Genomic DNA, 12,184 nt, shown 5'->3' with positions numbered 1-12,184 from the left:
CCCGGCCATGATCTCTGAGAGACGGCCGGATCCGGACGCGACCGTCCTGCGGTACGGACGGCGGCGCCTGAAGCCCGCGTTGCCCGCTTTCGTGGTGTCCCTCCTCATGGGTGCGCTCGGCCTCGACCTCGTCCTCCAGGGGGGCCGGTGGCCGGGACTGATCCTGCTGCTCCCCGGGGCCCTCCTGATCTGGGTCCTGCGGCACAGATGGAAGGGGCGCGACCTGGTCACCGCGCTCGACTCCCAGGGTTTCTGGTGGATGCGGGGCGAGGAGGTCGCCCTGGTGCGCTGGGACTCACTGGCCGGAGCCGGGATCCACTGGGCGCGCGGCGCCAAGGGAGCACGGGTCTACACGATCGAGCTGTGCCCGAAGGGCGAGATCGACCGCGACGACCCGCTGCTGTGGGAGTTCGTCCGCAGCTGTGAACCCCTGCGGCCCGGCCTGCCGCGCCTGCGCTACCGCGTCGAGATCACTGGCTCCTACAAGGACTACGACGAGGCGCTGCGACGCCGGGCGCCCAGCAAGGTGCGGTTCGGGCCGTTGGAGCGGCCGTTGTCCTACCTGGGCGCCCCGGACCGGGCCGGCCACCGCGAGCGCATGGGCGCCGCCGCCCGGGTCACTCCGGAGCCGTGACGAAGTCGGCCGGGTCACCCCGGAGCCGTCACGCCGCCGCCCCGGTCACTCCGGAGCCGTGACGAAGTCGATCAGCTCCTCGACCCGCCCCAGCAGCTCCGGCTCCAGGTCCTTGTAGGAGCGGACCCGCGACAGGATCCCCTGCCAGGCGGCCCCGGTGTTCTCCGGCCAGCCCAGCGCCCGGCACACGCCCGTCTTCCAGTCCTGCCCGCGCGGCACCCGGGGCCAGCCGGGGATCCCCAGGGACGCCGGCTTCACCGCCTCCCAGATGTCGATGTACGGGTGGCCGACGACGAGCGCGTGCTCACTCGTCACCGACTCGGCGATGCGCCACTCCTTCGTGCCGGGCACCAGGTGGTCGACCAGCACCCCCAGCCGCGCGTCCGGCCCGGGCCCGAACTCCGCCACGATCGACGGCAGGTCGTCCACGCCCGCCAGGTACTCCACGACCACGCCCTCGATGCGCAGGTCGTCGCCCCACACCTTCTCGACCAGCTCGGCGTCGTGCCGGCCCTCCACGTAGATGCGGCCGGCGCGGGCCACGCGCGCGCGTGCGCCGGGAACGGCCACCGAACCGGACGCCGTACGCGTGGGCCGTACCGGACCCGAGGAGGGCCGCACCAGGGTGACCACCCTGCCCTCCAGCAGGAAGCCGCGCGGGTCCATCGGGAACACCCGGTGCCTGCCGAAGCGGTCCTCCAGCGTCACCGTGCCCGCCTCGCAGCGGATCACCGCCCCGCAGAACCCGGTACCCGGCTCCTCCACCACCAGCCCCGGCTCGGCCGGAACCTCCGGCACGGGCTTCGGCTTCTTCCACGGCGGGGTCAGGTCGGCGGAGTACTGGCGCATTCGGATGACGATAGGAGAACCCGCGGACCCCCGCTCACGACACGCCGAAACGCGCCGCCAGCTCGGCGCGTTGACGTCGTACGAAGGCCGCGTCGACCACCGCTCCGTGACCGGGCACGTACACGGCGTCCTCGCCGCCCAGCGCGAGCAGCCGGTCGAGTGCGTCCGGCCAGCGGGACGGGACCGCGTCCGGGCCCGCCTGCGGCTCACCCGACTCCTCGACGAGGTCGCCGCAGAAGACCACCTCGGGGGAGCCGGGGACCAGCACCGCCAGGTCGTGCGCCGTGTGGCCCGGGCCCACGTTGGCCAGCAGCGCCTGGCGGCCGCCGCCGAGATCCAGCGTCCACTCCCCGGAGACCAGATGGCGGGGCGGGGTCAGCGTCTTCGCCGCCTCCTCCGCCTGCGCCGCCGGCAGGCCGTGCCCGATCGCGTCGCGGCGCAGCTCCTCGCGTTCGTACGCGAACACCGCGTCCGTGCCCACCGCCGCGTACACCTCGGCCCCGGCGAACGCGGCCGCGCCGAAGACGTGGTCGAAATGGGGATGGGTCAGCGCGAGATGGGTCACACGGTCGCCGGCCAGTTCCTGCGCCCGCGCCCGCAGCCGCGCCCCCTCGGTCAGGCTCGATCCGGCGTCCACCACCAGCGCCGTGCCCTCGCCGAGGACCAGGCCCACGGTGCAGTCCCAGCCGGGCAGCCGGCACCGCCCCACACCGGGGGCCAGCCGCTCCCACCCCAGGTCTTCCCAAGTCACCGTCATACCGCGACGCTAGCGGTACGGGCGGGTACGACAGGACCGACCTTGCCCAGTGAGTACCCCACGGCCGTACACTGGGCCGGGGAACGCTGGCACTCGGACACGCAGAGTGCCAGGCACACCACCCGAAGGGGCGAGGGACGACATGCTGGAGGTGCGCGCGGATGCTGAGTGAACGCAGGCTTCAGGTGCTGCGCGCCATCGTCCAGGACTACGTGGGCACCGAGGAGCCGGTGGGCTCGAAGGCGCTCACCGAGCGGCACAACCTCGGCGTCTCCCCGGCGACCGTGCGCAACGACATGGCGGCCCTGGAGGACGAGGGGTACATCGCGCAGCCGCACACCAGTGCCGGGCGCATCCCCACCGACAAGGGCTACCGGCTGTTCGTGGACAAGCTCGCGGGCGTCAAGCCGATGACCGCGCCCGAGCGGCGGGCCATCCAGAACTTCCTCGAGGGCGCCGTCGACCTCGACGACGTCGTGGCGCGCACGGTGCGGCTGCTCGCGCAGCTGACCCGGCAGGTCGCCGTCGTGCAGTACCCGTCGCTGACCCGGTCCACGGTGCGGCACGTGGAACTGCTCTCGCTCGCGCCCGCGCGTGTGATGCTCGTGCTGATCACGGACACCGGGCGGGTCGAGCAGCGGATGGTCGACTGCCCCGCGCCCTTCGGCGAGGCGTCCCTGGCGGACCTCAGGGCGCGGCTGAACAGCCGGGTCGCGGGCCGCCGGTTCACCGACGTGCCGCGCCTGGTCGAGGACCTGCCCGAGGGCTTCGAGGCCGAGGACCGCGGTACGGTCTCCACGGTGCTCTCCACACTGCTGGAGACACTGGTCGAAGAGAACGAGGAGCGGCTGATGATCGGCGGCACCGCCAATCTCACCCGCTTCGGACATGACTTCCCCCTCACGATCCGGCCCGTCCTGGAGGCCCTTGAGGAGCAGGTCGTGCTCCTCAAGCTCCTCGGCGAGGCGGGGGATTCGGGCATGACCGTGCGGATCGGGCACGAGAACGCCTATGAGGGACTCAACTCCACCTCCGTCGTGTCGGTCGGCTACGGTTCGGGCGGCGAGGCGGTTGCCAAGCTCGGCGTGGTCGGACCGACCCGCATGGACTACCCGGGAACGATGGGAGCGGTACGCGCAGTGGCACGGTACGTCGGACAGATCCTGGCGGAGTCGTAAGTGGCCACGGACTACTACGCCGTTCTCGGCGTGCGCCGCGACGCGTCGCAGGATGAGATCAAGAAGGCGTTCCGTCGGCTCGCGCGCGAGCTGCACCCGGACGTCAACCCGGACCCGAAGACCCAGGAGCGGTTCAAGGAGATCAACGCCGCTTACGAGGTGCTCTCGGACCCGCAGAAGAAGCAGGTCTACGACCTCGGCGGCGATCCGCTCTCCCAGGCGGGCGGCGCGGGTGCGGGCGGCTTCGGGGCCGGCGGCTTCGGCAACTTCTCCGACATCATGGACGCGTTCTTCGGTACGGCGTCGCAGCGCGGCCCGCGTTCGCGCACCCGGCGCGGCCAGGACGCGATGATCCGCATCGAGGTCGAGCTGGACGAGGCGGCCTTCGGCACGACCAAGGACATCCAGGTCGACACCGCGGTCGTCTGCAACACCTGCAGCGGGGAGGGCGCGGCCCCGGGCACGTCCGCCCAGACGTGTGACATGTGCCGCGGCCGCGGTGAGGTCTCCCAGGTGACCCGGTCCTTCCTGGGCCAGGTCATGACCTCCCGCCCCTGCCCCCAGTGCCAGGGCTTCGGCACGGTCGTGCCGACCCCCTGCCCGGAGTGCGCGGGCGACGGCCGGGTCCGTTCCCGCCGCACCCTGACGGTGAAGATCCCGGCCGGTGTCGACAACGGCACCCGGATCCAGCTCGCCGGCGAGGGTGAGGTCGGCCCCGGCGGCGGTCCGGCCGGTGACCTCTACGTCGAGATCCACGAGCTGCCGCATACGACGTTCCAGCGGCGCGGCGACGATCTGCACTGCACGGTCACCATCCCGATGACCGCGGCGTCCCTCGGCACCAAGGTGCCGCTGGAGACCCTGGACGGCATGGAGGAGGTCGACATCCGGCCCGGCACCCAGTCCGGCCAGTCGATCCCGCTGCACAACCGGGGCGTCACGCACCTGCGCGGCGGCGGCCGGGGCGACCTGATCGTGCACGTCGAGGTCACGACCCCGACGAAGCTCGATCCCGAGCAGGAGCGGCTGCTGCGCGAGCTGGCCAAGCTGCGGGGCGAGGAGCGTCCGCAGGGACAGTTCCAGCCGGGTCAGCAGGGGCTGTTCTCGCGGTTGAAGGACGCTTTCAACGGGCGCTGATTCCGGGCTTTGCCAGTGGTGTATGCCATGGGAAGCCCGGATTCGGACTTGTTCGGAGGACGTGACAACATGCGGTCATGTCCTCCGCACTGACCGATCTCTTCCCCCAGCCGATCGTGCAGGCCCCCATGGCGGGCGGTGTCTCCCTCCCGCAGCTCGCCGCCGCCGTGTCCGAGGCGGGCGGTCTCGGGTTTCTCGCCGCCGGGTACAAGACCGCCGACGGCATGTACCAGGAGATCAAGCAGCTGCGGGGGCTCACCGGCCGTCCCTTCGGCGTGAACCTCTTCATGCCCCAGCCCGAGTACGCGGAGTCGGGGGCCGTGGAGCTGTACGCGCACCAGCTGGCCGGTGAGGCCGCCTGGTACGAGACCGAGCTGGGCGACCCGGACAGCGGCCGGGACGACGGCTACGACGCCAAGCTCGCCGTCCTCCTCGACAACCCGGTGCCGGTGGTCTCCTTCCACTTCGGCGTGCCGAGCCGGGACGTCGTCGACTCCCTCCGCCGGGCCGGGACCCTCACCCTGGTCACCGCCACCACCGCCGAGGAGGCCCTCGCGGTCGAGCGGGCGGGCGCGGACGCGGTGATCGCGCAGGGCGTGGAGGCCGGCGGCCACCAGGGCACGCACCGGGACCTCGCGGAGAGCGACGGCTCCGGCATCGGACTGCTGTCACTGATCGCGCAGGTCCGCGAGGCCGTGAGCATCCCGGTCGTCGCCGCCGGCGGCCTCATGCGCGGCGGCCAGATCGCCGCCGTCCTCGCGGCGGGCGCGAGCGCGGCCCAGCTGGGCACCGCGTTCCTCGCCACCCCCGAGTCCGGCGCGCCCGACCTGCACAAGCAGGCGCTGACCAACCCGCTGTTCGCGCGCACCGAGCTGACCCGCGCCTTCTCCGGCCGCCCGGCGCGCGGACTGGTCAACCGCTTCATGCGCGAGCACGGCCCGTACGCCCCCGCCGCCTACCCCGAGGTGCACCACCTGACCTCCCCGCTGCGCAAGGCCGCCGCCAAGGCCGGTGACGCGCAGGGCATGGCGCTGTGGGCGGGCCAGGGCCACCGGATGGCCCGCGCGCTGCCCGCCGGGGAACTGGTGAAGGCGCTGGCTGCCGAACTCGCGGCCGCCCGGACAGCGTTGTCGGACTTCCCCGGACCCGGAGGTGACGGGCGATGACGGCGCCGGTCTTCGTCGTCGAGCACTTCGACCCGGACGGCCACCGGTACGTCCTGGACGGCCCTGAAGGCCGCCACGCGGTCTCCGTGAAGCGGCTCCAGCCGGGCGAGGAGGTCGTCCTCACCGACGGCGCCGGGCGCTACGCCGTCTGCGAGGTGATCGGTACCGAGGGCAAGGACCGGCTGATCGTCCACATGAGCTCCCTGTCCGAGGAGCCGGAGCCCGCGCCGCGCATCACCGTCGTCCAGGCGCTGCCCAAGGGCGACCGGGGCGAGGTCGCCGTCGAGACCATGACGGAGGTCGGCGTCGACGCCATCGTGCCCTGGCAGGCGGCCCGTTGCATCACCCAGTGGAAGGGCGACCGCGGGCTGAAGGCGCTCGGCAAGTGGCGGGCCACCGCCCGCGAGGCCGGCAAGCAGTCCCGCCGGGTCCGCTTCCCGGAGGTCGCGGACGCGGCGACGACCAAGCAGGTTGCCGCACTTCTCGCCAAAGCCGACTTCGCCGCCGTACTCCACTCCGACTTCGAGCACGGCAGTGCGCCGCTCGCCACCGCCGAACTCCCCGCCGAGGGTGAGATCGTGCTGGTCGTCGGGCCCGAAGGCGGCGTCTCCCGCGACGAGTTGGCGCTCTTCGAGGAGGCGGGGGCACACGCCCACGTGCTCGGCCCCACCGTGCTGCGCACATCCACCGCCGGCACCGCCGCCGCGGCCCTCCTCCTGGGCCGCACCGGCCGCTGGTCCTGACCATCCGGGGGAACACGATGGAACTCGCCCAGGTACGGCTCCTGGTCACCGACTTCGCCGCCTGCTACCGCTTCTACGCCGAGGTCCTCGGCCTCAGGCCGCAGTCGGGCGCGACCGAGGGCCCGTACGAGAAGTTCAGCCCGCACGCCGGTTCCGCCGGGATCGCGCTGCAGGATCGCGCCATGATGGCCGAGATCCTCGACGAACTGGGCGAGACGGCCACCGGGCACCGCTCCCTGGTCGTCCTGCGCGTCGACGACCTCACCGCCTACTGCGAGGAGATCGCCTCCCGCGGCGCGACCGTCCTGCACGGACCGGTCCCCATGACCGACCGCATGCGCGTGGCCCACCTCAAGGACCCGGAGGGCAACCTGGTGGAACTCCAGGAGTGGCTGCTGCTGCGCGGCTGACGGCGACGCGGGGCGGATCACGGCGCCTCGCGGGTGGGGCGCCGAACAGGTGAGTGGCCGTAAGCGGTCTTCCGCCCCGCCCGTACCGGTGGCACGCTGCCCTGCATGGGGGCTTCGGGACGGATTCGGTGGCGGCCGCGGGCCGTGCGCGGGCTGGGCGTGGCCGGGCTCGCGGTGGTGAGCGCGGGTGTGGTGACGGCGTGCCAGCCGGGGGATCTCAGTTCGGCCACGGTGGCGTACACCACCGACAAGACCGCGACCGCCGAGCTGAAGCGGCGGCACTTCGACATCAGTTGGCTCACCTGCACCGGGAGCTACGGCAAGGGTGGGTACACGCCCGGGAGGTCGCCCTCGCCGACCGAGACCACCGTCGTCTCCGTCGACTGCCAGGGGCAGACCAAGGACGGGCGGAAGATCACCGTCACCGGGAAGGTGACGAAGGCCGTCGACGGCGCCTGTGTGCGCGGGGACCTGACGGCCAGGGTCGGCGGCAGGCAGGTGTTCCGCGTCAGCGGGCTCGGCGACTGCGACGCCGCGCCCGGGCCGACGTACAAGCCGCCCGTCACCTACCGGCCCACCGGCGGGCAGCCGACGGTCACCGTCACCGTCACCCGGACCCTGTGGTGCAAGGGCGACCCGACCTGCTGGCCCGTGCAGGGCAAGTGATCGGAACCGGGGGCGAAGGCACCCGACGCTGCGTACAGTGACAAGGTGACTCAGGGCGCATCGACGGGATCCTCCGGCTACCTCCGATTCCCCCATCTCCACGGCGAGTTGGTGACCTTCACCGCCGAGGACGACGTATGGCTGGCGCCCCTGGACGGCGGACGGGCCTGGCGGGCCGGCGCCGACAACATGCCGGTCAACCACCCCCGTATCTCGCCCGACGGCACGACCCTCGCCTGGACCTCCACCCGTGACGGCGCCCCCGAGGTGCACATCGCCCCGGTCACCGGCGGCCCCTCCAAACGGCTCACGCACTGGGGGAGTTGGAAGACCCAGGTGCGCGGCTGGACCCCACGGGGCGAGGTCCTCGCCATCAGCACCCAGGGGCAGGCGAGCCTGCGCCGCACCTGGGCGCGGGCCGTTCCGCTGGACGGCGGACCGGCCACCACACTGCCGTACGGGCCGGTCGGCGACATCGCGTACGGACCGCACACCGTGCTGCTGTCCGCCCCGATGGGCCGCGAGGCCGCCTGGTGGAAGCGCTACCGGGGCGGCACGGCGGGCAGGCTGTGGATCGACCGGGAGGGCGGCGGGGAGTTCGTCCGGCTGCACGAGGAACTCGACGGGAACATCGAGTACCCGCTGTGGGTGGGCGACCGGATCGCGTTCCTGTCCGACCACGAGGGCACCGGCGCCCTCTACTCCTCGCTCGCCGACGGGACGGACCTGCGACGCCACACGCCCCTCGACGGCTTCTACGCCCGGCACGCCGCCACCGACGGCGGCCGGGTCGTCTACTCCAGCGCGGGTGAACTCTGGCTGCTCGACGACCTCGACGGCGCCGCCCCGCGCCGGCTCGACGTCCGGCTCGGCGGCCCGCGCGTGGACCTGCAGCCCTTCCCGGTGAACGCCTCCCGCTGGTTCGGCCACGCCGCACCCGACCACACCGCGCGCGGCAGCGCGGTCGCCGTGCGCGGCGCCGTCCACTGGGTCACCCACCGCTCCGGCCCGGCCCGCGCCCTGGCCGCACAGCCCGGCGTACGGGCCCGGCTGCCGCGCACCTTCCGCGCGGAGGGCGAGCAGCGGGCGGTGTGGGTGACGGACGCCGAGGGCGAGGACGCCCTGGAGTTCGCGCCGGCCACCGGCGTCGCCCTCGGCACGACCCCGCGCAGGATCGCCGCCGGACAGCTCGGCCGCGTCCTGGAGCTCGCCATGGCCCCCGACGGCAGCCGGGCCGCCGTAGCCTCGCACGACGGGCGGCTGCTGCTGGTCGAGCGCGAGACCGGCGAGGTCCGCGAGGTGGACCGCAGCGAACACGGGGACGTCTGCGACCTCGCCTTCTCGCCCGACTCCGGCTGGCTCGCCTGGTCCCACCCCGGCCCCCGACCGCTGTCCCAGCTGCGCATCGCCAACACCACCGACCTGTCGGTCACCGAGGCGACCCCGCTGCGCTTCCAGGACTATGCGCCCGCCTTCACCCTGGACGGCAGGCACCTGGCCTTCCTCTCCAGCCGCTCCTTCGACCCGGTCTACGACGAGCACGTCTTCGACCTGGCCTTCGTGGAGGGCGCGCGCCCGCACCTGATCACCCTCGCCGCGACCACCCCGTCCCCGTTCGGCCCGCAGCGGCACGGCCGCCCCTTCGGCACCCCCGACAAGGACGAGACGCCCGACAGCGAGGGCACCCCGGCCACCCGGATCGACCTCGACGGTCTCGCCGACCGCATCGTGCCCTTCCCGGTCGAGGCGGCCCGCTACTCCAATCTGCGCGCCGCCAGGGACGGCCTGCTCTGGCTGCGCCACCCGGTGCGCGGGGTCCTCGGCGCCTCCCGCGCCACCCCCGACGCCCCCGACCCGAAGACCGAGCTGGAGCGGTACGACCTCGCCCAGCAGCGCCTGGAGCACCTCGCCGCCGACGCCGACCACTTCGAGGTCAGCGGAGACGGCAAGAGGGTGCTGCTGTGGGCCGACGGACGGCTCAAGGTCGTACCCGCCGACCGGCGCGCCTCCGACGACGAGGAAAGCGACTCGCACATCACCGTCGACCTGACCCGGATCCGGCAGACCGTCGACCCGGTCGCCGAATGGCGGCAGATGTACGAGGAGACGGGCCGCGTCATGCGGGACAACTTCTGGCGGCCGGACATGGGCGGCGTCGACTGGGACGGCGTCCTCGACCGCTACCGGCCGGTCCTCGACCGCCTCGCCACCCACGACGACCTCGTGGACCTCCTGTGGGAGGTGCACGGCGAACTCGGCACCTCGCACGCCTACGTCACCCCGCGCGGAGTCGGCGAGGGCGCCCGGCAGGGTCTGCTCGGCGCCGACATCTCCCGCCACGAGGACGGCAGCTGGCGCGTCGACCGCGTCCTGCCCTCGGAGACCTCCGACCCCGATGCCCGCTCCCCGCTCGCCGCACCCGGCGTCGCCGTGCGCCCGGGGGACGCGATCGTCGCGGTCGGCGGACAGCCGGTCGATCCGGTGACCGGGCCGGGCCCGCTGCTGATCGGCACGGCCGGAAAGCCGGTCGAGCTGACCGTCTCGCCCGCAGGCGGCGGCGACCCCCGGCACGCGGTCGTCGTCCCCCTCGCCGACGAGGAGCCCCTGCGCTACCACGCCTGGGTCGCCGACCGCCGCGCCCACGTCCACGAGAGGTCCGGCGGCCGGCTCGGCTACCTCCACGTGCCCGACATGCAGGCGCCCGGCTGGGCCCAGATCCACCGCGACCTGCGCGTCGAGGTGGCCCGCGAGGGCCTCGTCGTCGACGTGCGGGAGAACCGCGGCGGCCACACCTCCCAACTCGTCGTGGAGAAGCTGGCCCGGCGGATCGTCGGCTGGGACCTGCCCCGCGGCATGCGGCCGGAGAGCTATCCGAGGGACGCGCCGCGCGGCCCCGTCGTCGCCGTCGCCAACGAGTTCTCCGGCTCCGACGGCGACATCGTCAACGCGGCGATCCGCGCCCTCGGCATCGGCCCGGTCGTCGGCACCCGCACCTGGGGCGGGGTCATCGGCATCGACAGCCGCTACCGCCTGGTCGACGGCACCCTCATCACCCAGCCCAAGTACGCGTTCTGGCTGGAGGGGTACGGATGGGGCGTGGAGAACCACGGGGTGGACCCGGATGTGGAGGTCGTACAGCGCCCGCAGGACCACGCGGCGGGACGGGACGCCCAGCTCGACGAGGCGATCAGGCTCGCGCTGGAGGCACTGGAGGAGCGGCCCGCGAAGACTCCGCCAGGTCTGCCCACCTGAGGGCGCGGACCCGTGTCGGCAGGCGGCTCCGGCGCCGGGGCGCGCCCAGCCACGTACGGCCCGCACCCGACCGACTACGATGCCCCCAAAGTGATCACCGGCGAAAGCGAGCGCAGCGCTATGGCGGGAGAACCGCAGGACGACTGCCTGTTCTGCAAGATCGTCGCGGGGCACATCCCGGCGACCATCGTCCGTGAGACCGAGACCACCGTCGCGTTCCGCGACATAAACCCCCAGGCGCCGACGCACGTCCTGGTGATCCCCAAGGCGCACTACCGGGACGCCGCCACCCTCGCCGCCGGTGCCCCGGAACTCGCCGCGGACGTCCTGCGCGAGACCCAGGCCGTCGCCGACGAGGACAAGCTGGAGAGCTACCGCGTCGTCTTCAACACCGGCAGCGGCGCCGGGCAGACCGTCTGGCACGCCCACGCGCACGTCCTCGGCGGCCGCGGGCTGGAATGGCCCCCCGGATAGGTCGCCATGTCCGTCCGTGAACTGGTGGTCCTCGGCACCGCGAGCCAGGTCCCGACCCGGCACCGCAACCACAACGGCTATCTGCTGCGCTGGGACGGCGAGGGCATCCTGTTCGACCCCGGCGAGGGCACACAGCGGCAGATGCTCCGCGCCGGGGTCGCCGCCCACGACCTGAACCGGATCTGCGTCACGCACTTCCACGGCGACCACTCCCTCGGCCTCGCCGGAGTCATCCAGCGGATCAACCTCGACCAGGTGCCGCACGAGGTCAGCGCCCACTACCCGCGCTCCGGTCAGCGCTTCTTCGACCGGCTGCGGTACGCGACCGCCTACCGGGAGACCGTCAGCCTCACCGAGGCACCGGTCGCCGCCGACGGCACCCTCGCGGTGACACCGTCGTACACCCTCGAGGCCCGCAAGCTGTCCCACCCCGTCGAGTCGTACGGCTACCGGCTGATCGAACCCGACGGGCGCCGCATGCTGCCCGGCCGGCTCGCCGCGCACGGGATCAAGGGGCCGGACGTCGGCCGGATCCAGCGCGAGGGCCGGCTCGGGGACGTGACCCTGGACGAGGTCAGCGAGGTGCGGCGCGGGCAGCGGTTCGCGTTCGTCATGGACACCCGGCTGTGCGACGGGGTGCACGCCCTCGCCGAGGGCTGCGACCTGCTCGTCATCGAGTCCACCTTCCTCGACGAGGACATCGAACTGGCCGTCGACCACGGTCATCTGACGGCGGGCCAGGCGGCGGCCGTTGCCCGGGACGCGGGGGTGCGCCACCTCGTCCTGACCCATTTCAGCCAGCGCTACTTGGATCCCGACGAGTTCGAGCGGCAGGCACGTGCCGCCGGGTTCGAGGGCGAGCTGACCGTGGCGCACGATCTCCTGCGAGTGCCGGTTCCGAAGCGCGGATAAAACCCG

The 12,184-nt window shown here is 73.1% G+C and carries 12 protein-coding genes; 10 read left to right on the top strand and 2 right to left on the bottom strand.

Features of this window, described 5'->3' with window-relative positions; genetic code table 11:
* Positions 1 to 7 precede the first annotated feature (7 nt).
* On the top strand, positions 8 to 634 hold the full coding sequence (locus AC07CM_RS04310; RefSeq protein WP_478874801.1) for a hypothetical protein: 627 nt from the start codon (positions 8 to 10) through the stop codon (positions 632 to 634).
* Positions 635 to 679: 45 nt separating this feature from the next.
* Here the strand turns inward: AC07CM_RS04310 and AC07CM_RS04305 are convergent, their stop codons facing one another.
* Both AC07CM_RS04305 and AC07CM_RS04300 read right to left on the bottom strand, forming a co-directional pair.
* Complete coding sequence (locus AC07CM_RS04305) at positions 680 to 1,483, bottom strand: DUF3097 domain-containing protein (RefSeq protein WP_478874800.1); 804 nt, start codon at positions 1,481 to 1,483, stop codon at positions 680 to 682.
* Between the two features lie 34 nt (positions 1,484 to 1,517).
* The gene (locus tag AC07CM_RS04300) at positions 1,518 to 2,240 is read right to left on the bottom strand and encodes an MBL fold metallo-hydrolase (protein WP_478874799.1); all 723 of its coding nucleotides are present in this window, start codon (positions 2,238 to 2,240) and stop codon (positions 1,518 to 1,520) included.
* 161 nt (positions 2,241 to 2,401) lie between these two features.
* On the opposite strand from AC07CM_RS04300, the gene hrcA reads away from it, so the two are divergent.
* The 9 genes from hrcA (at position 2,402) to AC07CM_RS04255 (ending at position 12,178) form a co-directional block, all read left to right on the top strand.
* Entirely contained in the window at positions 2,402 to 3,418 is a 1,017-nt protein-coding gene (hrcA, locus tag AC07CM_RS04295) for a heat-inducible transcriptional repressor HrcA (RefSeq protein WP_478874798.1), read from the top strand.
* A complete protein-coding gene (dnaJ, locus tag AC07CM_RS04290) occupies positions 3,419 to 4,555 on the top strand; it encodes a molecular chaperone DnaJ (RefSeq protein ID WP_478874797.1) in 1,137 nt (378 codons plus the stop codon).
* Between the two features lie 77 nt (positions 4,556 to 4,632).
* On the top strand, positions 4,633 to 5,721 hold the full coding sequence (locus AC07CM_RS04285) for a nitronate monooxygenase (protein WP_478874796.1): 1,089 nt from the start codon (positions 4,633 to 4,635) through the stop codon (positions 5,719 to 5,721).
* Positions 5,718 to 6,464 carry a 16S rRNA (uracil(1498)-N(3))-methyltransferase gene (locus AC07CM_RS04280; RefSeq protein WP_478874795.1) on the top strand — a complete coding sequence of 249 codons (747 nt, stop codon included), beginning with the start codon at positions 5,718 to 5,720 and terminating at the stop codon, positions 6,462 to 6,464. Before AC07CM_RS04285 ends, AC07CM_RS04280 begins: the two co-directional genes overlap by 4 nt.
* 17 nt (positions 6,465 to 6,481) lie before the next feature.
* On the top strand, positions 6,482 to 6,874 hold the full coding sequence (locus AC07CM_RS04275) for a VOC family protein (RefSeq protein ID WP_478874794.1): 393 nt from the start codon (positions 6,482 to 6,484) through the stop codon (positions 6,872 to 6,874).
* 105 nt (positions 6,875 to 6,979) lie between these two features.
* Positions 6,980 to 7,540, top strand: coding sequence for a hypothetical protein (locus AC07CM_RS04270; protein ID WP_478874793.1), 561 nt, complete (start codon positions 6,980 to 6,982; stop codon positions 7,538 to 7,540).
* A 45-nt stretch (positions 7,541 to 7,585) separates the two neighbouring features.
* The gene (locus AC07CM_RS04265) at positions 7,586 to 10,792 is read left to right on the top strand and encodes a S41 family peptidase (RefSeq protein WP_478874792.1); all 3,207 of its coding nucleotides are present in this window, start codon (positions 7,586 to 7,588) and stop codon (positions 10,790 to 10,792) included.
* A 120-nt stretch (positions 10,793 to 10,912) separates the two neighbouring features.
* Positions 10,913 to 11,266: a histidine triad nucleotide-binding protein gene (locus AC07CM_RS04260; protein WP_478874899.1), complete on the top strand. Its 354-nt coding sequence runs from the start codon at positions 10,913 to 10,915 to the stop codon at positions 11,264 to 11,266.
* Positions 11,267 to 11,272: 6 nt separating this feature from the next.
* Positions 11,273 to 12,178 carry a ribonuclease Z gene (locus tag AC07CM_RS04255; protein WP_478874791.1) on the top strand — a complete coding sequence of 302 codons (906 nt, stop codon included), beginning with the start codon at positions 11,273 to 11,275 and terminating at the stop codon, positions 12,176 to 12,178.
* The last annotated feature ends 6 nt before the right edge of the window (positions 12,179 to 12,184 follow it).

This window comes from Streptomyces sp. NPDC044061 (genome assembly GCF_056434305.1).
The sequence above is the reverse complement of the archived record's forward strand: the minus strand, read 5'-3'. Positions and strand labels throughout refer to the sequence as shown.

Bases quoted from the DNA above. Each gene is read 5' to 3' on its own strand.
- AC07CM_RS04260 (WP_478874899.1), top strand. From the start codon at position 10,913: ATGGCGGGAGAACCGCAGGACGACTGCCTGTTCTGCAAGATCGTCGCG.
- AC07CM_RS04270 (WP_478874793.1), top strand. From the start codon at position 6,980: ATGGGGGCTTCGGGACGGATTCGGTGGCGGCCGCGGGCCGTGCGCGGG.
- AC07CM_RS04285 (WP_478874796.1), top strand. From the start codon at position 4,633: ATGTCCTCCGCACTGACCGATCTCTTCCCCCAGCCGATCGTGCAGGCC.
- AC07CM_RS04305 (WP_478874800.1), bottom strand. From the start codon at position 1,483: ATGCGCCAGTACTCCGCCGACCTGACCCCGCCGTGGAAGAAGCCGAAG.
- hrcA (WP_478874798.1), top strand. From the start codon at position 2,402: ATGCTGAGTGAACGCAGGCTTCAGGTGCTGCGCGCCATCGTCCAGGAC.
- AC07CM_RS04280 (WP_478874795.1), top strand. From the start codon at position 5,718: ATGACGGCGCCGGTCTTCGTCGTCGAGCACTTCGACCCGGACGGCCAC.
- AC07CM_RS04275 (WP_478874794.1), top strand. From the start codon at position 6,482: ATGGAACTCGCCCAGGTACGGCTCCTGGTCACCGACTTCGCCGCCTGC.
- AC07CM_RS04300 (WP_478874799.1), bottom strand. From the start codon at position 2,240: ATGACGGTGACTTGGGAAGACCTGGGGTGGGAGCGGCTGGCCCCCGGT.
- AC07CM_RS04310 (WP_478874801.1), top strand. From the start codon at position 8: ATGATCTCTGAGAGACGGCCGGATCCGGACGCGACCGTCCTGCGGTAC.
- AC07CM_RS04255 (WP_478874791.1), top strand. From the start codon at position 11,273: ATGTCCGTCCGTGAACTGGTGGTCCTCGGCACCGCGAGCCAGGTCCCG.